The sequence below is a fragment of the Phocaeicola coprocola genome (assembly GCF_041333015.1).
Lineage (GTDB): Bacteria > Bacteroidota > Bacteroidia > Bacteroidales > Bacteroidaceae > Phocaeicola > Phocaeicola coprocola.
Map to the genome: position 1 here is coordinate 41,559 of NZ_JBGKGM010000003.1, position 19,721 is coordinate 61,279.

Consider the following 19,721-nt stretch of genomic DNA (forward strand, 5'->3'; position numbering starts at 1 on the left):
ATTTATATACATGATAGGGAATGAGTTTCTGGTGTGTATTTCTCGAATGATATAATGTCTTATTCGTAAGATTTTATTCTTTAATAAAAAAATATCAGGACGTTTCTCAGGAAAGAAGCTGAAGTTTTTCTTTCTCTGTATATGGAGATAAAACAAGCTCTTTAACCTTTTCTGAAACTTTCTGTTATGCAATCGGAAAGTATAGGAGAGAAGGTTAAAGAGCTTCTTGGTTATTATTGTTCAGTAAATGTCTGCTTGTGTCTGTTGGGTGGAATGTTGTTTATTAAATAACAGTCAAGCTTATTCAACCCCTTTCATCATCTTTTGCAGTTTACCTGAAAGTACAAAAAGGATGATGGCTGCTGTTCCACTCATAAAAACGAACAACATGAAGAAATCGAACAGGTTTTCTACGTGGTAACCCAGGAAAGTCTTGGTTACACCGCCTTCCGGATAATAGCCGCTCAACACACCGGCAAACTTATTGGCTGCTGAGGTACTGAGATACCATACACCCATCAGCAGTGATGAGAAACGTACCGGAGAGAGTTTGTATACCAGGGACAGTCCGATAGGAGCAAGGCAAAGCTCACCCATGGTATGAATGAGATACAGGCCCGTCAGCCAGATCATGCTGACTTTCACGCCCGGCTGTACATCTTTTACACCGAAAGCAATGAACAGATAACCTAATGAGAGTAATAACAGACCGATGGCTTGCTTACGCGGTGAACTGGGTTCGATGCCCCGTTTGCCAAGGAATGACCAGATGGCGGCAAATATAGGAGCAAGTGTTACAATCATAATCGGATTGAAAGACTGGAAATAAGCTGCGGGCATCTCCCAGCCGCCGATGTGACGGTCGGTCTGTTCGTCAGCAAAGAAGGTAAGTGAAGCTCCTGCCTGTTCGTAGGCTGCCCAGAAAAATATCACGAAGAAAGCGATGATGTATATTACACCGATTCGGGCTTGTTCGGTACGGCTCAGACTCTTGTCGGTAATGATGATGATGGGCATAACGATGGTCGTAGCATAAATAAGTGAACCAATCCAGTCGGCTCCAGCAAAGATACCACCATTGCCATTCCAGTTTACAGAAAACAGAATGGTAAGTAAAACAGTTCCCACAGCCATCCATATAGTACGCTTATTACTTTCCTTGCCTGTCTGTGAGGCCTTTTGTGTGTTACAATCAGCTTTAGAAGGGACCGTACCTACAGGGTTACCGTCCGGATCGCAGATATATTTATTCTTGAATATCTGGAAAACAGCAGCTCCCAGTACCATTCCGATGCATGCTGCCAGGAATCCCCATTTGAAATCTTCCGGGTGTCCCGTGTTACCTACTAGTCCGCATATCAGCGGGGCAAGGGTAGATCCTACATTCACTCCCATGTAGAAGATGGTGAAGGCCGAATCTTTACGTTTGTCGTCGGCTGTATACAGACGTCCTACCATGGTCGATATGTTAGGCTTGAAGAATCCGTTACCTAAAATCAGCAGTCCCAGTCCTATAAACATCAGCCATTTGGCTAGTTCTACCTGATGAAAATAGCATGCACTCAGGAAAAGCATGAACTGTCCTGCCGCCATGGTCAATGCTCCTACTACGATGGAGCGACGATTTCCCCAGTAGCGGTCGGCAATGTATCCGCCAATTAATGGGGTAAGGTATACCAGCCCTGTATAACTTCCGTAAACTTGTGAAGCCATTTCCTTATCGAACAGCAAGGCTTGCACCATGTAAAGCATGAACAAGGCACGCATGCCATAATAACTGAATCGTTCCCACATTTCAGTTACGAAGAGTAAGTAAAGTCCTTTCGGATGTCCTTTTGTCTGATTCATTTTGTTCCTATTTTGATAAAATGTTATTATTTGCAGCGAAAAACGTTGCAAAAATAGCAAATAAATACCTTGTGTCAAAATCAAAAAGTTAGAAGATGTGTTGTTTTTGCTTCGCTTTGCTTTACGTCTGTGCTGAAATGTAGAAAAGATTATAAAGTTTCTTGAGAAGCCGGATAGGTTATGTAGAGCGTGTCGGGGGAATATTTTATTTGACGTCTGGATAAAATAAAAGGAAGAGCAGAAAATTACCTTCTGCTCTTCCTGTATCGGAAAAATAATCTGATTGGTCTTCAATCTTATCTGTTGGCTGTTACCCCTTGATAACAAGAGGTTACTTTATCGAAGAAAGCCGGATCTGGATTAGCTTCCAGCAGTTGCATCATCAAGTCGTATACATCAGCATGACTGTCGAGTTTGATAGCTGTCTGGAGGTCAGCCAGTGAATCATCGTACTCGCCTTTGTCCATATGAATTTCAGCACGGGTCTTGTAATTCTCTGCATCTGAGGGAGTCAGGCGGATAGCTTCGTCCAAATCTTTCTCTGCCAGATCGTATGCCTGAGCGTTCATGTAAAGTGTGCCGCGGGTATAGTATGCAAACGAGCGGTATTCTGTATCTTCTTCCGGAATAAGTTTTACACTTTCGTTGGCAGCATACAGTGCCAGTTTCATATCGCCGTAGAAATTGCATACCAGCGCCATGTAACAGTGTGCATAACCATTGTCCGGATTTTGGTTGATTTCTTCGTTCAGGTATTGATAAGCCTGTTCTGCATTGCCTGCATTCAGTGCTTCTACTCCTTTTATGTAATTAGAACTTTCCGGACGGACAAAATCTTTAGCTTGTGTTTGAGCGATTGCCATCAGGCAACATGCAACGGTAAGTATTAGTGTTTTCATTGTATTCATAAGTAAAGTTGTTTTTATGTCAGGCGCAAAAGTAGAGAGTTTTCTTGAAACAATAAATATTTTAAGTAAGAAAAATATTATGTTTTAAATCACTTTTTTAACAATTAATAGCATACTTATGCCTTGCTTAGGAATGTTTTGACAGAACGTATTACCTTTATTATATAGCGAAATGTTGTCTGGGAAGAAATAATCTTTGGGGGATTGGGCGGATGGATGGTTGGTAAAATTTTGCGATGTTCTTTCTGTAGCATGAAAGATAGTTTATTTTTTTGTATTTTTGCCGACAAATTGAATGAACTAATGAGTCAACAGTATCCGTCCGTTTTATTGGAAAAAGCAGTGGGAGAATTTGCCAAGCTTCCCGGTATAGGAAGAAAAACTGCCATGAGGCTGGTGTTACATCTGCTGCGTCAGGATTTGCAGACAGTGGAGGCATTTGGCAATGCCGTCATAACACTGAAGCGTGAAGTAAAATATTGTAGGGTTTGTCATAATATATCCGATACGGATGTTTGCCAGATTTGTTCCAACTCATCGAGGGATGCTTCGACGGTATGCGTGGTGGAAAACATTCGTGATGTAATGGCTGTAGAAAATACCCAGCAGTATAAGGGATTGTACCATGTATTAGGGGGAGTTATTTCTCCTATGGATGGTGTAGGACCTTCTGACCTACAGATAGAAAGTCTGGTGGAACGTGTGAAATCGGGTACAGTCAGAGAGGTGATTCTCGCATTAAGTTCAACGATGGAAGGAGATACTACAAACTTTTATATCTTCCGAAAACTGGCTCCCTATGATGTCAAGCTGACAATGATTGCCAGAGGTATTTCCATCGGTGATGAACTGGAATATACGGATGAGGTTACATTGGGACGTTCTATTGTAAACCGTACTGTTTTTACTGGAACTATGTAAATATATTGAAATGGAAAAAGAAATTGCACAGCTATTGAAATGCCTGAAGATAGAGTATGCGCTGCTTTGGGTGTTGTGTTTGGTTTTGATTGTTTTGTACGAGTATGATATTCTTCCTCAGGGAATCTTTACTGATGATGTACGTACTGGTTATATGTTGCAGGTGTGTGGTATCTTGCTTGCTGTAGGTTTGATTCCCTTGTCGCTTCGCTTGTTCAGTTTGTCGTTGACAAAGTATGTACGTACTCTTCCGCTTGTAGAAGCGGTAAAAAGCTATCGTCGCTGGAATGAAGTGCGGGTATGCCTGCTGCTTGTTGCAGCTCTGGTAAATCTTTCCGTTTATTATTGGACCATGGATACGACGGGAGTATTATGTGCCGGTATGGTACTGGTTGCTTCTTTATTCTGTGTACCGGGACGTGAGCGGGTCGTTTCTGAACTTGATTTGCAGCGTAACGAGGAGCGTGCACAATGAGCTTTGCCTTGTTATATACAGATGAAATCCGTCTTCGGGCTTTGGAGCCAAGTGACGTAGATGTGCTGATGAGGCTGGAAAATGATGAAGAACTGTGGGAAAATGGTATTGTGACGGGACCTTTCTCCCGTTTTCAGCTTGAGAGGTATATTGCGGAAAATACCAATGATATATATGTTGACGGTCAGCTTCGGTTGGTCATAGAGCATTGTTCCGGTAGTGTAGCCGGAGTCATAGACCTGTGTACGTTCGATGCCCGTCATAGCCGTGCCGAAGTAGGTATTGTTGTTTTGAAAGAATTTCGTCGTCGTGGAATTGCCCGTTCCGCCTTATCGTTGCTGGAACGGCATTGCTTCAGTCTGTTGGGTATGCATCAATTGTATGCTTATGTGAAGACAAGCAATGCCGCATGTATCAATCTCTTCCATTCTGCAGGATTTAATACGACAGGAGTATTGAAAGACTGGTTGCATACTGGAAGAGGATATCGGGATGTATGTCTGCTGCAGAAAATGAATCCTTTAATTGCATGACGGATATTGCGGATATTTAGCCCACAAGCGATAGGGATTGCCCAGCTCATTCATGCTGGTTTGCCATAGCTCCCGATAATTCTCCTCCAGCAAGTGCTGCTTGCAGGTTTCTCCTATGATCCACGAATCCTCGTTTATCTCTTTTTGAAGTTGTGTGTTGTTCCATCCGGCGTATCCCGCAAAGAAGCGGATATGCCCTTCGATGGGATTTCCTGCCAGTATATATTGCTGCACGCGTTCGAAGTCACCATTTAAGAACAGACCATTGCCTAGAGGAAATGAACCCTCCAGGTCGGGTAGTGTGTGTAAGAAAAAGATGGTACTTCTGTCTACGGGTCCGCCTTTATAGACAGGGATAAGGGGGGCTGTTTCCAGATTAGGAACAAGTTGGTTCAGTGAAATATGATATCTGAAATCTTTATTCATTACAATGCCCATACTTCCCTCCGAATTATGTGTTATCATCAGGACGACTGAACGGGCAAAATGATAATCATATAATAATGGGGAAGCAATAAGAATACTTCCCGTATGCGGAAGCGCCTTATTTGATTTTACTTGAAAAATGCGCATATCCATAGCTAAATATTTATATTTTACTAATGTAGTAAAAAAAAGTGAGATAGGAAAGGATATCGGCTTTTATTTTAGGAATAATAATTTTATAGGTATATATAACAAAAAAGCGATTACCGAAGTAATCGCTTCCTGTGATTCCGCTGCGATTCGAACGCAGGACCCACGCCTTAGAAGGGCGTTGCTCTATCCAGCTGAGCTACGGAACCATCCTTAATTAAGCGGTGCGTACGGGACTCGAACCCGTGACCCCATGCGTGACAGGCATGTATTCTAACCAACTGAACTAACGCACCATTATTTTTTATTTGCTATCTCTCTCGATTGCGAGTGCAAAGGTACTACTTTTTTTTATTCCTGCAAATAAATTGCCCAGTTTTTTGTAAGAAAAATAATCTTTTTCTTGATTTCACTGCTTACGAATACCGTTTAGGGTAGCGTAAAAGGATGCTTAGCAGAGCTACTATTCCTAATATTATAGGGTAGTACAGATAGCCAATGATACTGATAGGGGATAATTTTGTCAGTTCGGCTGCTATCAGCATTTGTGCTCCATAAGGAATAAGACCTTGTACGACGCATGAAAAAGTATCGAGAATACTGGCACTTTTTCGTTTGTCTACCCTGAATTGTTCGGCTATGTTGTTGGCTAGAGGTCCGACAGTAATAATGGCTATCGTATTGTTGGCTGTACAGAAATTGGCTAAGCTGACTAATGCGGCAATACTAAGTTCGGCTCCTCTCTTGTTGCTTACATGGCTAGTCAGATGATGCAGAATATAATCTACACCTCCGTTGAAGCGAATCAGCTCAAGCATGCCTCCTGCCATTAATGTAATGATGATAAGTTCTCCCATTCCGGTGATGCCTTCACCCATGGAAGCAAACCATCCGAAAAGGTCGAAGCTTCCATATATACAACCTATGATACCTGTTGAAAGTACTCCAAGGAGTAGAACCAGAGTTACATTCATACCGGCAATAGCTGTACCCAGGACGATGAGGTAGGGGATAACTTTGCCCCATTCTATCGCATGTATTTCACTTGCTGACTCTACTTGCGTACCATATATGATATAATAGATAAATACAAGCAGGGCAGCAGGAACGGCAATCAGGAAATTTACCCGAAACTTGTCGCGCATTACGCAACCTTGTGTACGTGTTGCGGCTATCGTAGTATCGGAAATAAAAGAAAGATTATCACCGAAAAAAGCTCCTCCTATGACGAGAGCTGTCATGAACGGCAGACTTACATCTGTCTTCATGGCAATACCCGCCGCAACCGGCGTAAGGGCCACGATTGTTCCCACCGATGTACCGATAGACAATGATATGAAACAGGAAGCCAGAAAAATTCCTGCCAGCAGCAGATTGTCAGGCAGTAGTAGAAGCGTCAGATTTACGGTTGCATCTATGGCCCCCATGGCTTTGGCCGACTGGGCAAAGGCTCCGGCCAGAATAAATATCCAGAGCATCAGCATGATATTTTTGTTTGCTGCTCCTGATGAATATTGAAGTATGCGGTCGTTGAGGCTTAATCCTTTTGTCGTTGCCACGGCGTAGACAGAGGCTACCAGAAATGCTACGGTGATAGGTACTTTGTAGAAATCGTTGACAATTAGTGAAGTCACCAGATAAAGACAAAGGAATACCACTAAAGGCATCAGTGCCCAGCCGTTGGGCTTGTTGATAATGGGAGTCAGTTTGTTTAAGTCCATAAAAATTGATGTATCTACCTTAAATTATATAAAGGAATCTCTGAAAATTGTATGGTGTGTTCTCAGAGATTCCTTGCTGTGTTCCTTAGTGCCTGATGACATTTTTATTTTATTATTCAGGCTTCGGGAAGAAAAATGTTGTTATTATAAAGTTACCCCAGTCTTGAATATTGCAATTTCGCGGTAACCTTTCTTTTCATTGTTAACCCATTCTCCACTGGCTACTTTGATAACGTAGTCGATGAATCGTTTGCATGTAACAGTCATAGGCTCGTTTTCTACAATAACTCCGGCATTGAAGTCAATCCATCCCGGTTTGTGAGCTGCCAGACGAGAATTGGTAGAAATCTTCATGGTTGGTACGTAAGTACCGAACGGTGTACCGCGTCCGGTGGTAAACAATACCATGTGGCATCCGCAAGAAGCGAGAGCGGTAGCTGCAACCAGGTCATTTCCCGGAGCAGAAAGCAGATTCAATCCTTTTGTCTGCAAGCGTTCTCCGTAAGGCATTACTCCTGATACGTAACTCTTTCCACATTTCTGTGTGCAGCCCAATGCTTTTTCTTCAAGAGTAGAAATACCACCTGCCTTATTTCCCGGTGACGGATTTTCGCCCACTGGTTCTCCGTGTGAAAGGAAGTATTCCTTAAAGTCGTTGATAAGATGTACGGTCTTTTCGAACAGCTCCGGAGTCTTGCAGCGATTCATCAGGATTGTTTCTGCTCCAAACATTTCAGGAACTTCAGTCAGTACGGATGTTCCTCCTTGTGCGATGAGGAAGTCTGAGAACATTCCCAGCAACGGATTGGCTGTAATACCTGAGAAGCCGTCTGAGCCACCACACTTTAATCCGACACGCAGTTCTGACAGTGGAATGTCGGTGCGTACATCCTGTTTGCATTTTGCATATAAGTCACGCAAAATTTTCATACCTTCCTCAAATTCATCGTCTACCTTTTGAGCTACCATAAACTTGATTCTGTCTTCGTCGTACTCACCGATAAATTCACGGAAAATGTCAGGCTGGTTGTTTTCGCATCCCAAACCTACGACCAATACAGCTCCGGCATTGGGATGGAGTACCATGTCGCGCAGGATTTTCTTCGTGTTTTCATGGTCGTCTCCCAACTGAGAGCATCCGTAATTATGAGGGAAAGCCATGATGGCATCGATTCCTTCTTCTTTTGTTTCACGGCGAAGAGCTTCTGCAAGCTGATTCACGATACCGTTTACGCAGCCCACTGTCGGGATGATCCAGATTTCATTACGGATACCTACATCTCCGTTTTTACGACGATATCCTTTGAATGTAAGATTTTCCTGCGGAATATCCAATGAAACCTCAACCGGATTGTACGTATAGTCCAGCAATCCGGCAAGGTTGGTTTTTATTTCTTTCTCGCAAATCCAGCTTCCCTGAGGTACATGTTTGATGGCATGTCCGATAGGATAACCGTATTTTACAATATTGTCACCTTCATTGAAATCTTGCAGTGTTACTTTGTGTCCGGCTGGAATATCTGTTTTTAAAGTAATCTCCTGTCCGTCAATCTGGATAGTTTCTCCAGCTTTCAGGGGAGTGATAGCGACAGCAACGTTGTCTGCCGGGTTAATTTTTAGATAAGTTGTTTCCATAAATTATATGTTAGTTATTGTTCCTGTTTGCATCCAGGTAGAAATCTATATTCTCTATTGTCAGCAGGTTGATTGGCATATAGTTGCATTCTTTTACTTTTTTCTTTAAGATAAGATGATTGCATAAACTTTCTACGCTGCTGTATCCCTGTAGAGTAGGTTGCTGTGCGATAAGGAAGTCTATCACGCCTTCGCGCAGACAGGCTACATTTCTGGTCAGTAAATCGTAACCTATTAAGTGGAAATCGTGTCTTTTGTGTCTCAATATATATTCTCCAATGATATAGGCTTTCGAGTTGAATGTGATTCCATATGATATACCTGGATGCTTTTGGAAGAAATCATCCAGTATGGCCTCGTCTTCTCCTGGCTGTTTGGCATATAGATTCAATTCCCACATCTTCAAATCAGGATGGTGTTCTTTCATATATGCATAAAATCCTTCCTCACGGTGTAACTGCTGGTTTGAACCTAATCTGCCTTCGTTTATTTGCCGGAAAATAATCAGTTCTTTGCTGTCTTGCATCAGCATTTTTACCATGCGTGCAGCGAAATACCCACTTTGTTTAGCGTGTTGTCCGTAAAAAGCCAGTGGATTCAGATGAGGTATATTCGAATCTATAAATATATAAGGTATATTTAATATCTGAAGCTTGCTTACAATTTGGGTTGTTTCCGTTTCAATTGTCGGAGATAGAATCAAGCCGTCTGGGTTCATTGCCAGCAGGCGGTTGCCGGCGGATACGAAAGAACCGAATTCGTATTGGTCGTAATAATCAATATGTAATGAAATATTAAAATCGGAAAAAGCCTTCATAGCCTGATACATGCCATTTTCTACATCCACCCAATAGTCGCCTTTTGCATGGAGAGGCAATAAACAGGCAAAAATATATTTTTTATTCGACGCCAGTGCGCTGGCATACATGTTGGGTTGGTAGTCAAGCTGCTTAAGGATGTTTTCTACCTTCTTGCGACTTGCTTCCGAAACGCCGGTTCGCCCGTGAAGAACTCTGTCTACTGTCCCGACTGACACTTCCGCCATCTGGGCTATATCTTTTATACGAATACGTTCTACTTGTTTATCCATATCTATATACCTTATTTATATAGGAGGTCTTTCTTAATTGATGAAGAAAAAATTTTTCGATACAAATATATAACTTTTTTTGTTATTTAAAAAATAACTCGTACCTTTGTGTGCGTACACAAAGAGGATATTGTTTATTTAATCTATGAAGACGTGAACATGTGATATCCACTTTGACGGTAAGATTATCAAACTTATTATAAATAGTATAAAATTTATCTACAATGGGAAAAATTGTTACTTTAGGTGAGATCATGTTGAGATTGTCAACTCCGGGAAATACCCGTTTCGTGCAGTCTGATAACTTTGATGTTGTATACGGTGGTGGTGAAGCAAATGTTGCTGTTAGCTGCGCCAATTACGGCCACGATGCATACTTCGTAACAAAGCTGCCGAAGCATGAAATCGGTCAATCAGCAGTAAACGCTTTACGTAAGTATGGTGTTAAGACAGATTTTATTGCTCGTGGTGGTGATCGTGTAGGTATTTATTATTTGGAAACAGGTGCTTCTATGCGTCCTAGCAAGGTTATTTATGACCGTGCTCACTCGGCTATCGCAGAAGCTGATCCGTGTGATTTCGATTTTGATGCTATCATGGAAGGAGCTGACTGGTTCCACTGGTCTGGTATTACTCCAGCCATCTCTGATAAGGCTGCTGAACTTACTAAACTGGCTTGTGAGGCTGCAAAACGCCATGGAGTAACAGTTTCTGTAGACTTGAACTTCCGTAAGAAACTTTGGACAAAAGAAAAAGCTCAGTCTATTATGCGCCCATTGATGCAATATGTAGATGTATGTATCGGTAATGAAGAAGATGCTGAACTTTGTCTTGGCTTTAAACCTGATGCAGACGTTGAAGGTGGTAAAACTGATGCTGAAGGCTACAAAGGTATCTTTACAGCAATGGCTAAGGAATTCGGATTCAAATATGTTATTTCTACATTGCGTGAATCGTTCTCCGCTACTCACAATGGCTGGAAAGCTATGATTTACAACGGTGAAGAATTCTATACTTCTAAGCGTTACGATATCAATCCGATTATTGACCGTGTAGGTGGTGGTGATTCATTCTCTGGTGGTATTATTCACGGATTGTTGACTAAACCTAACCAGGGTGAAGCTTTGGAATTCGCTGTAGCTGCTTCTGCTTTGAAGCATACTATCAATGGTGACTTCAACTTGGTTTCTGTTGAAGAAGTTGAAGCTTTGGCAGGTGGTGATGCTAGCGGACGTGTTCAGAGATAATTTATTCAGTTAAGGAAATATTAGGTTATAAATAAAATGGCAAAATTTGACAAAATCGCGGTGTTGAACAAGATTGGTTCAACAGGTATGGTTCCTGTATTTTATCATAAGGATGCAGAAATCGCAAAAAAAGTAGTTAAGGCTTGTTATGACGGTGGTGTTCGTGCTTTCGAATTTACAAACCGTGGTGACTTTGCTCACGAAGTATTTGCTGAAGTTGTAAAATTTGCAGCAAAAGAATGTCCGGAAATGGCAATGGGAGTAGGTTCTGTTGTTGATCCTGCTACTGCTGCTTTGTACATTCAGCTGGGAGCTAACTTTGTAGTTGGTCCATTGTTCAACCCCGAAATTGCAAAAGTATGTAACCGTCGCCTTGTAGCTTATACTCCGGGTTGCGGAAGCGTATCAGAAGTTGGTTTCGCTCAGGAACTGGGATGTGATTTGTGTAAAATCTTCCCGGGTGATGTTCTTGGTCCGAAGCTGGTAAAAGGTATGCTTGCTCCGATGCCATGGTCTAAGCTGATGGTTACAGGTGGAGTAGAACCTACTCAGGAAAATCTGACTTCTTGGATTAAGGCAGGTGTATTCTGTGTGGGAATGGGTTCTAAATTGTTCCCTAAAGATAAAGTTGCTGCAGAAGACTGGGCTTACGTTACAGAAAAATGTAAGGAAGCTTTAGGATATATTGCAGAAGCTCGTAAGTAATAAAGAACTAAAAGTTCATTTTGTTTAAAGGTGTATAAAGTGAGAAGCATCGCGAAGTGTGAGCGCATACTTTGCGATGCTTTCTCATTTTTTTATGTCTTGTTTTGATAATTAAAGTAATCTTCTTTTTTCAGTAAATGATAACTTTTTTATAGAAAGAGGGTAAGAAGCGGTATCGTTAAAACTGATAGCAGTGTTGTTATAAATGTACCTTGTGCCATGATAGTTTCTCCTTTTTCATATTGTATACAAAATAATGTTCCATAAGAAGCAACGGGCATGGCTGCCAGTATTACATTTATATTGGCAATGGTTGGTTCGACATGGTATAGCCGTGATAGGTATAAAATGAAAAGAGGAATTGCGAACAGGCGTAAGATTGCTGTTATATAGATATTGGACGTACCTAACATTCGGCGGATAGGTATCTGTGCTATGGAAGAGCCAATGATAAGCAGAGCAGAAGGAACGGTCATATTTCCAAGTAAAGTAAGCGGCGTACTGATAACTTTGGGAGGAATCCATCCGGTAGCTACGATCAGGATGGAAAGATACGAGGCTATCATGGCAGGACAATATAATGTATCCCATTTAAATTTCATTTTCCCTTGATCACCCGAAATAAAAAGTGTACCGAAAACAAATATCAGCAAGGTGCTGGGAAAATTAAGAATGCTGGCGTAGAATACAGCATTAGCTCCGAAAATAGAGGCTACAATAGGGTAGCCGATAAATCCTACATTCCCAAAGGCCAGCATAAAACTATAGATACCTCGGTCGGTTGCCTTTATGGGAAGATAGTGTGGCAGCAGAAAGCCGGCGCCTATCAGGATTACATAAGTAGCAAATCCGACAATAAGTAAAGGTATTATAAAATGCTTGTCGGGAAGAGTGTCGCCCATTACCGATGAAAGTATCAGACAGGGACATGCTACATTGATGACAAAAACAGATAATTTGCGGTCGAAATCCGCATCCATCATTTTTTTCTTGCTTATGATATATCCGACGACCACCAGTATGAAGAGGATAATCATTTGCGTTACGATTGCGTTCATATGCTTGTTTGTTTTTTGTGTTTATCTGGTTCTGTGAGAAACCAGGCAAAGTTAAGTATTATTTCTACTCATTGTTTCGCCTGTTTTCTTTTGTTGCTGAAAATAAATTTGGATGAAACCGGAGTAGGACTGTAATCTTGTTTATGTGAATATTAGTTTAAAAAGTTTTCCATATATCTAATTTTCTTATAAATTTGCAACCTAATTTTAGGGCAGATATGTCCTGGTGATAAAAAGAAGCAAGATAAAAACAACATAATTATGAGCAAAAAATTTACTGAGTATTCGCAGCTCAACCTTTCTGAGGTGAACAAGGAAGTGCTGAAGAAATGGGATGAAAATGATGTTTTCTCCCGCAGTATGACAGAACGTGAGGGACATCCGTCTTTCGTATTTTATGAAGGTCCTCCCTCGGCAAATGGTATGCCGGGTATTCACCACGTGATGGCTCGTACCATTAAGGATACATTCTGTCGCTTCAAAACGATGAAAGGTTTTCAGGTTAAGCGTAAGGCTGGCTGGGATACCCACGGCTTGCCGGTAGAACTGGGCGTAGAAAAAGCTTTGGGCATTACGAAAGAGGATATCGGTAAAACCATTTCTGTGGCAGAATATAATAAACACTGCCGTACAGATGTCATGAAGTTTACAAAAGAATGGACTGACCTGACTCATAAGATGGGATACTGGGTGGACCTCGAAAATCCATATATTACTTATGATAACCGTTATATCGAAACATTGTGGTGGCTGCTCAAACAGCTTTATGGCAAAGGATTGTTGTATAAAGGCTATACCATTCAGCCATACTCACCTGCCGCAGGTACAGGATTGAGCTCTCATGAGCTGAATCAGCCGGGATGTTATCGTGATGTGAAGGATCTGACTGTAGTAGGTCAGTTCAAGATGAAAAATCCAAAGCCTGAGATGGCAGAGTGGGGTACACCTTATTTCATCGCATGGACAACTACTCCGTGGACATTGCCTTCGAATACAGCTCTGTGTGTGGGCCCGAAGATTGATTATGTAGCTGTACAGACTTACAATGCATATAATGGAGAGAAGATAACCGCAGTGCTTGCAAAGCCGCTGCTTTATGCTCATTTCAATAAAAAAACAGAAGGCATGGCGCTGGAAGATTATAAACCTGGCGACAAGCTGATTCCTTTCAAAGTAGTAGGTGAGTATAAAGGAACAGATCTGGTCGGCATGGAATATGAACAGCTTATTCCGTGGGTGAAACCAGTTGAAACAGCGGAAGACGGAAGTTGGAAAGAAGCTTCTGACAAGGCTTTCCGCGTAATTCCGGGTGACTATGTAACTACCGAAGACGGTACTGGTATCGTACATATTGCTCCTACTTTTGGTGCAGACGACGCTAATGTAGCTCGTGCAGCAGGTATTCCTTCGCTGTTTATGATTAACAAGAAAGGTGAAACACGCCCGATGGTTGATCTGACCGGTAAGTTCTATCTGATGGATAAACTGGACGAAACATTTGTAAACGAATGTATCGATGTGGAAAAATACAAGGAATATCAGGGACGCTGGGTGAAGAATGCATACGATCCTCAGTTTACTGTGGATGGCAAGTATGATGAAAAAGCTGCTCAGGCTGCTGAATCACTTGATGTATATATTTGCATGATGCTGAAACAATCTGGACTTGCATTCAAGATGGAGAAGCATGTGCACAATTACCCACACTGCTGGCGTACTGATAAGCCGGTGCTTTATTATCCACTCGACAGCTGGTTTATCCGTTCTACTGCAGCCAAAGACCGCATGATAGAATTAAACAAAACTATCAACTGGAAACCGGAGTCTACTGGAACAGGACGTTTCGGTAAATGGCTGGAAAACTTGAATGACTGGAACTTGAGCCGTTCTCGTTATTGGGGAACTCCGCTTCCTATCTGGCGCAGTGAAGAAGGAGAAGAACTTTGTATTGGTTCGGTAGAAGAACTCTACAATGAAATCGAAAAATCTGTTGCTGCCGGATTTATGGCAGAGAATCCTTATAAGAAACTTGGTTTCGTTCCGGGTGAGTATAGTAAGGAAAACTATGATAAGATTGATTTGCATCGTCCGTATGTAGATGACATCGTATTGGTTTCTGCCAGTGGCAAGCCGATGAAGCGTGAAAGCGATTTGATAGACGTTTGGTTCGATTCAGGTGCAATGCCTTATGCTCAGTTGCATTATCCGTTCGAAAACAAGGAAATCGTTGATAACCGTTCTTATTATCCTGCCGACTTTATCGCTGAAGGTGTGGACCAGACTCGTGGATGGTTCTTTACTCTACATGCTATCGCTACGATGGTATTCGACAGCGTGGCTTACAAGAATGTAATCTCTAATGGTCTTGTGCTCGATAAGAACGGAAACAAGATGTCCAAACGTTTGGGTAATGCTGTCGATCCGTTCGGTGCTATCGAAAAATTCGGTTCAGATCCGTTGCGTTGGTATATGATAACCAACTCATCACCATGGGATAACTTGAAATTCGATACAGATGGAGTAGACGAAGTGCGTCGTAAGTTCTTTGGTACATTGTATAATACATATTCGTTCTTTGCATTGTATGCAAATGTTGACGGATTTACATATGCAGAAGCTGATGTTCCGGTTGTTGAACGTCCAGAAATCGATCGTTGGATATTGTCTTTACTCAATTCTTTGATTAAGGATGTAGATGCTTGCTATAACGATTACGAACCGACTAAGGCTGGCCGTTTGATTACTGACTTCGTAAACGACAATTTGAGTAACTGGTATGTTCGTTTGAACCGTAAACGTTTCTGGGGAAGCAGTATGTCGGCTGACAAGCTTTCTGCTTACCAGACTCTTTATACCTGTCTGGAAACTGTTGCCAAATTGATGGCGCCGATTGCTCCGTTCTATGCAGACCGTTTGTATATGGACTTAATTAGTGTGACAGGACGTGATAATGTCGTTTCTGTACACCTTGCTAACTTCCCGGTTGCAGACGAGAGCCTGATTAATACAGAACTTGAGGCACGTATGCAGATGGCACAAGATGTAACATCTATGGTATTGGCTTTGCGTCGTAAAGTGAATATCAAGGTTCGTCAGCCGCTGCAATGTATTATGATCCCGGTAGTTGATGAAGATCAGAAGCGTCATATCGAAGCTGTGAAGGATCTTATCATGAGCGAGGTGAACGTGAAAGAAGTTCGCTTTGTGGAAGGTGCTTCAGGAGTATTGGTGAAGAAGGTAAAATGTGACTTCAAGAAACTTGGTCCGAAATTTGGTAAACAGATGAAAGCTGTGGCAGCTGCTGTTTCTGAAATGAGTCAGGAGGCTATTGCTGAACTTGAAAAGAACGGTAAGTATACATTCCAGCTCGATGGTGGAGAAGCAGTTGTAGAAGCTACTGATGTAGAAATATTCAGTGAAGATATACCAGGTTGGTTGGTTGCCAATGAAGGTAAGCTGACTGTGGCTTTGGAAGTAACTGTTACAGAAGAGTTGAAGCGTGAAGGTATTGCCCGTGAACTGGTGAACAGAATTCAGAATATACGTAAAAGTAGTGGTTTTGAAATAACTGATAAGATAAATATTGTCTTATCTAAAAATCCTGACACGGATGGTGCTGTAAACGAATATAATACTTATATTTGTAACCAAGTATTGGCAAATTCACTGACACTGGCTGATGAAGTTGCTGATGGAACAGAACTGAATTTCGATGACTTCTCACTTTATGTGAAAGTTACAAAATTGTGATATTGAACTAATAAGAATGTAATGCGCTACGCTACTTGCTAAAGAAAATTCTTTTTCGGAAGTGACAAGCGCAGCGGATTACATATCTTAGACTATTATTAACTTTTAAATACTTAATCTTATGGCTGAAAAAACGAGATACTCTGACGCTGAACTCGAGGAGTTCCGTGCCATTATCATGGAAAAACTTCAGCTCGCAGAACGCGACTATGAAAAACTGAAGAGCAGTATAATGAATACCGACGGTAATGATACTGATGATACATCACCTACTTACAAGGTTTTGGAAGAAGGAGCCAATACATTATCGAAGGAAGAAACAACTCGTCTGGCTGCTCGCCAACTGAAGTTTATTCAAAACCTGCGTGCAGCTTTGGTGCGCATTGAGAACAAAACTTACGGTATCTGTCGTGAAACAGGAAAACTTATTCCGGCAGAAAGACTCCGTGCTGTACCTCATGCTACACTAAGTATCGAAGCAAAGCAGCAGGGCAAGAAATAATTTGATGATAGATTTGTCATTCAGACAGGTAAAATGAGTGGAGAGAGACCATATTATGCCTGTCTGAGTGACAAATATGTTAATGTATATAGGTATTTATGAAGAAATTTTTGACACAAGGACGCCTGGCGGCTTTGATAGTTTTTGCGGTTTTGCTGATTGATCAGGTAATAAAGATATGGATAAAAACTCATATGTATCTGCATGAGAATATCCATGTAACTGACTGGTTTTATATATACTTTACGGAAAACAACGGAATGGCTTTCGGCATGGAAGTACTGCCGAAATTGTTTCTTACTTTATTCCGTATCGTGGCTGTCGTATTAATTACCTGGTATCTGCATAAAATTACGACTCAGAAGGAGAAGCTGAAAACCGGTTACGTCGTGTGTCTGGCATTTATTCTTGCAGGGGCAATAGGTAATATCATCGACTGTGTTTGTTATGGTGAAATATTCAGTGAGAGCACTCATTATCAGATTGCGTCATGGGTTCCTGTAGGGCAAGGTTACGCCGACTGGCTTCATGGCAGAGTGGTGGATATGTTTTACTTCCCTATCATTGATACTCACTGGCCGAAATGGATGCCTTTCTGGGGAGGAGAACGTTTCATATTCTTTAGCCCGATCTTTAATTTTGCCGATGCAGCAATTAGTTGTGGCATTATCAGCTTGCTTATTTTTTATAGCAGTTATCTGAGCAATGGTACTCATCCTAAAGACTCCAAAGAAATAAAACAATGAAAAAACAAGCTAGTTGGTTGTTAGTTGCTGCTTTTCTGTCAGGTATGGCAGGTTGTGGCAAGAAGATTCCGGAAGATATTATCCAGCCGGATGCAATGGAAAGTCTGCTGTACGATTATCATTTAGCTTCTACGATGAGTAGCTCTGTTTCGTATACGGAAAACTACAAAAAAGACGCTTATTTTAAGTATGTTTTTCAGAAGCATCATGTGACGGAAGAGGAGTTTGACTCGTCTATGGTGTGGTATACTCGTAATAGTGACCAGCTGGCAACGATTTATCAAAACCTGCAAAAGCGTTTTGAAAATGAAGAGAAACATATGAAGGTGCAGGTAGCTAAACGTGATAACCAGATTGATGTTTCTATGTCGGGAGATACAGTAGATGTATGGCAAGACCGGACATTATATTGGCTTTCTGCTTCAGTTCTGACAAATAAACTGATGTTTGATTTGAAAGCTGACACAACCTTCAAGCCGCACGATGCAATGGAGCTGACTGCTGATTTTCATTTTATGCCGGAAAATGGACGTCCTTCTGGAAAAGCTGTAATGGCATTGAACTTTTACTTTGACAATGATAGTGTGCAAGGGCTGACTCGTATAGTATCTAGTTCAGGTAAACAGCGTTTGTATGTCCGCGCCGATTCTGCTTTCACCATTCGTAGTATCAGTGGGTTTGTATATTACACAGATGAGAAAAATCCTAAGAGTAGTGTGCTGATTGACGATATTCATCTGACCCGTTATCATAATATGGAGAAAGAACAAGAGCTGGTTGCCGATACTATTCAAAAAGTTGACCTTCCGGATACAGAGAGCAAGAAGGTAAGACTTCAGGAGAAAGCAATCATGCAGCCCATGAGAAAAATTGAAAATCGGAAATGAAACGTTTTGCTACGCACAGAGTATATAGCTTGCTTACAGCCGAAATAAAATCTTCCCAAGTTTTAGAGCTTGAAGAAGATGGAAGAGTAAGCAAGCTTTATCCGTTTACGGAAGAAATCTCTGCTACCGAATGGCTTCCCGGATTGGTCGTACTTTCTCCTTGTCCGATATGGAAAAATCCGGAAGAGAATTTTTCTGAATTCAAAATGCGTATAAGCAAAATTCCTGTTTGTGAAGCTGCTCTCCGTGCATACTGGATATATCCGTTTAATGTTTCTTTAATGGAATTTGCCGGAAATAGTCGTATTACGTTATTAAAGTGAGGATGACCACGCAGTTCTTCTCCTGAATTCAGCGCAGACAATGGCAGTAGCTACTGCAACATTCAATGATTCACTTGTTTCACATCCTTGCGGGTAATTGGGAATGAGTATGCGGTGAGTAACCATTTCTGCTATTTGTTTGCTTATGCCATTGCCTTCATTCCCCATGATGATAATTCCATTGGCAGGTAATTCTTGGGTATATATATTTTCTCCATCAAGAAATGTTCCAAAAATAGGGGTATTCTTTTGAGAAGCACTTTTTAAAAAATCAGGTAAATTGCAATAATGCAATTTGACACGTGCTATTGCTCCCATTGTAGCTTGTATGGTTTTAGGATTGTATACATCAGCAGTTCCGGAAGAACAGAAGATATGCTCTATTCCAAACCAGTCGGCAATGCGGATGATTGTTCCTAAATTTCCGGGATCTTGTACATCATCTAAGGCCAAACATAAAGATTGTTCTGTTACGTTTGCATCGAATTCGTAATGAGGTTGCTCGAAAACGGCAAGAACTTCCTGCGGGGTTTTTAGCAGACTGGCTCGTGAAAGTTCTTCATGAGTAACTTCTATTATTTCGGCTGCTTGCAGATGGGGATGACTTTGCAGCCATTCTTTGGTAGCAACCAGCAACTGGCATGAAAAGTGGTTGATTAAATCGTTTACTAACTTGTTCCCTTCTGCCAGAAAGGCATGTTCTTCTTTCCGGTTCTTTTTTAATTCCAGCGAACGGATATATTTAATTTTATTTTTACTTAGCATGGGTATTTGTGTATAAAATAACAAATATTCA

The 19,721-nt window shown here is 41.4% G+C and carries 18 protein-coding genes and 2 tRNA genes; 10 read left to right on the forward strand and 10 right to left on the reverse strand.

What is annotated here, in order from left to right; translation table 11 throughout:
- Positions 1 to 300: 300 nt before the first annotated feature.
- Both ACDG22_RS09615 and ACDG22_RS09620 read right to left on the reverse strand, forming a co-directional pair.
- Positions 301 to 1,848, reverse strand: a complete 1,548-nt coding sequence (locus ACDG22_RS09615; RefSeq protein WP_118483211.1) for a peptide MFS transporter — start codon at positions 1,846 to 1,848, stop codon at positions 301 to 303.
- A 296-nt stretch (positions 1,849 to 2,144) separates the two neighbouring features.
- Positions 2,145 to 2,756: a tetratricopeptide repeat protein gene (locus ACDG22_RS09620; RefSeq protein WP_007567845.1), complete on the reverse strand. Its 612-nt coding sequence runs from the start codon at positions 2,754 to 2,756 to the stop codon at positions 2,145 to 2,147.
- A 303-nt stretch (positions 2,757 to 3,059) separates the two neighbouring features.
- Between ACDG22_RS09620 and recR the strand changes: the two genes are divergently transcribed.
- From recR to ACDG22_RS09635, 3 genes are read left to right on the forward strand one after another with little or no spacing between them, the layout of a single operon-like run.
- Positions 3,060 to 3,677 carry a recombination mediator RecR gene (gene recR, locus ACDG22_RS09625; RefSeq protein ID WP_040311921.1) on the forward strand — a complete coding sequence of 206 codons (618 nt, stop codon included), beginning with the start codon at positions 3,060 to 3,062 and terminating at the stop codon, positions 3,675 to 3,677.
- Positions 3,678 to 3,687: 10 nt separating this feature from the next.
- Positions 3,688 to 4,152 (forward strand): hypothetical protein, encoded by a 465-nt coding sequence (locus ACDG22_RS09630; RefSeq protein WP_007567849.1) that lies wholly within the window; start codon positions 3,688 to 3,690, stop codon positions 4,150 to 4,152.
- Positions 4,149 to 4,685: a GNAT family N-acetyltransferase gene (locus ACDG22_RS09635; protein ID WP_007567851.1), complete on the forward strand. Its 537-nt coding sequence runs from the start codon at positions 4,149 to 4,151 to the stop codon at positions 4,683 to 4,685. The genes ACDG22_RS09630 and ACDG22_RS09635 overlap by 4 nt, the downstream gene beginning before the upstream one ends.
- Here the strand turns inward: ACDG22_RS09635 and ACDG22_RS09640 are convergent.
- The 6 genes from ACDG22_RS09640 to ACDG22_RS09665 all read right to left on the reverse strand — a co-directional run bounded on the left by ACDG22_RS09640 (position 4,674) and on the right by ACDG22_RS09665 (position 9,707).
- Positions 4,674 to 5,264 carry a YqgE/AlgH family protein gene (locus tag ACDG22_RS09640; protein ID WP_007567853.1) on the reverse strand — a complete coding sequence of 197 codons (591 nt, stop codon included), beginning with the start codon at positions 5,262 to 5,264 and terminating at the stop codon, positions 4,674 to 4,676. The two genes, ACDG22_RS09635 and ACDG22_RS09640, sit on opposite strands and share 12 nt — an antisense overlap.
- A 132-nt stretch (positions 5,265 to 5,396) precedes the next feature.
- Positions 5,397 to 5,470 (reverse strand) — tRNA-Arg (locus ACDG22_RS09645).
- 13 nt (positions 5,471 to 5,483) lie between these two features.
- Positions 5,484 to 5,557, reverse strand: a tRNA-Asp gene (locus ACDG22_RS09650).
- 120 nt (positions 5,558 to 5,677) lie between these two features.
- Positions 5,678 to 6,982 (reverse strand): Na+/H+ antiporter NhaC family protein, encoded by a 1,305-nt coding sequence (locus ACDG22_RS09655; protein WP_007567856.1) that lies wholly within the window; start codon positions 6,980 to 6,982, stop codon positions 5,678 to 5,680.
- 144 nt (positions 6,983 to 7,126) lie between these two features.
- The gene (locus ACDG22_RS09660) at positions 7,127 to 8,617 is read right to left on the reverse strand and encodes a UxaA family hydrolase (RefSeq protein ID WP_022125016.1); all 1,491 of its coding nucleotides are present in this window, start codon (positions 8,615 to 8,617) and stop codon (positions 7,127 to 7,129) included.
- Positions 8,618 to 8,627: 10 nt separating this feature from the next.
- On the reverse strand, positions 8,628 to 9,707 hold the full coding sequence (locus tag ACDG22_RS09665) for a LacI family DNA-binding transcriptional regulator (protein WP_007567859.1): 1,080 nt from the start codon (positions 9,705 to 9,707) through the stop codon (positions 8,628 to 8,630).
- A gap of 224 nt (positions 9,708 to 9,931) precedes the next feature.
- On the opposite strand from ACDG22_RS09665, the gene ACDG22_RS09670 reads away from it, so the two are divergent.
- Positions 9,932 to 10,954, forward strand: a complete 1,023-nt coding sequence (locus ACDG22_RS09670; protein ID WP_007567861.1) for a sugar kinase — start codon at positions 9,932 to 9,934, stop codon at positions 10,952 to 10,954.
- A gap of 36 nt (positions 10,955 to 10,990) precedes the next feature.
- Positions 10,991 to 11,659, forward strand: coding sequence for a bifunctional 4-hydroxy-2-oxoglutarate aldolase/2-dehydro-3-deoxy-phosphogluconate aldolase (locus tag ACDG22_RS09675; protein WP_007567863.1), 669 nt, complete (start codon positions 10,991 to 10,993; stop codon positions 11,657 to 11,659).
- A gap of 149 nt (positions 11,660 to 11,808) precedes the next feature.
- Here the strand turns inward: ACDG22_RS09675 and ACDG22_RS09680 are convergent, their stop codons facing one another.
- Entirely contained in the window at positions 11,809 to 12,717 is a 909-nt protein-coding gene (locus tag ACDG22_RS09680) for an AEC family transporter (RefSeq protein WP_007567864.1), read from the reverse strand.
- 261 nt (positions 12,718 to 12,978) lie between these two features.
- Between ACDG22_RS09680 and ileS the strand changes: the two genes are divergently transcribed.
- The 5 genes from ileS (at position 12,979) to ACDG22_RS09705 (ending at position 18,925) form a co-directional block, all read left to right on the forward strand.
- Positions 12,979 to 16,467: an isoleucine--tRNA ligase gene (gene ileS, locus ACDG22_RS09685; RefSeq protein ID WP_270230394.1), complete on the forward strand. Its 3,489-nt coding sequence runs from the start codon at positions 12,979 to 12,981 to the stop codon at positions 16,465 to 16,467.
- Positions 16,468 to 16,588: 121 nt separating this feature from the next.
- Entirely contained in the window at positions 16,589 to 16,969 is a 381-nt protein-coding gene (locus tag ACDG22_RS09690; protein ID WP_007561736.1) for a TraR/DksA family transcriptional regulator, read from the forward strand.
- 98 nt (positions 16,970 to 17,067) lie between these two features.
- On the forward strand, positions 17,068 to 17,715 hold the full coding sequence (locus ACDG22_RS09695; protein ID WP_007567867.1) for a lipoprotein signal peptidase: 648 nt from the start codon (positions 17,068 to 17,070) through the stop codon (positions 17,713 to 17,715).
- Positions 17,712 to 18,602, forward strand: coding sequence for a DUF4296 domain-containing protein (locus ACDG22_RS09700; protein ID WP_007567868.1), 891 nt, complete (start codon positions 17,712 to 17,714; stop codon positions 18,600 to 18,602). Before ACDG22_RS09695 ends, ACDG22_RS09700 begins: the two co-directional genes overlap by 4 nt.
- A complete protein-coding gene (locus ACDG22_RS09705) occupies positions 18,599 to 18,925 on the forward strand; it encodes a hypothetical protein (protein WP_007567869.1) in 327 nt (108 codons plus the stop codon). Before ACDG22_RS09700 ends, ACDG22_RS09705 begins: the two co-directional genes overlap by 4 nt.
- Here ACDG22_RS09705 and ACDG22_RS09710 read toward each other — a convergent pair.
- Positions 18,917 to 19,690, reverse strand: a complete 774-nt coding sequence (locus tag ACDG22_RS09710; protein WP_007567870.1) for a TrmH family RNA methyltransferase — start codon at positions 19,688 to 19,690, stop codon at positions 18,917 to 18,919. The genes ACDG22_RS09705 and ACDG22_RS09710 overlap by 9 nt on opposite strands.
- Positions 19,691 to 19,721: the final 31 nt, after the last annotated feature.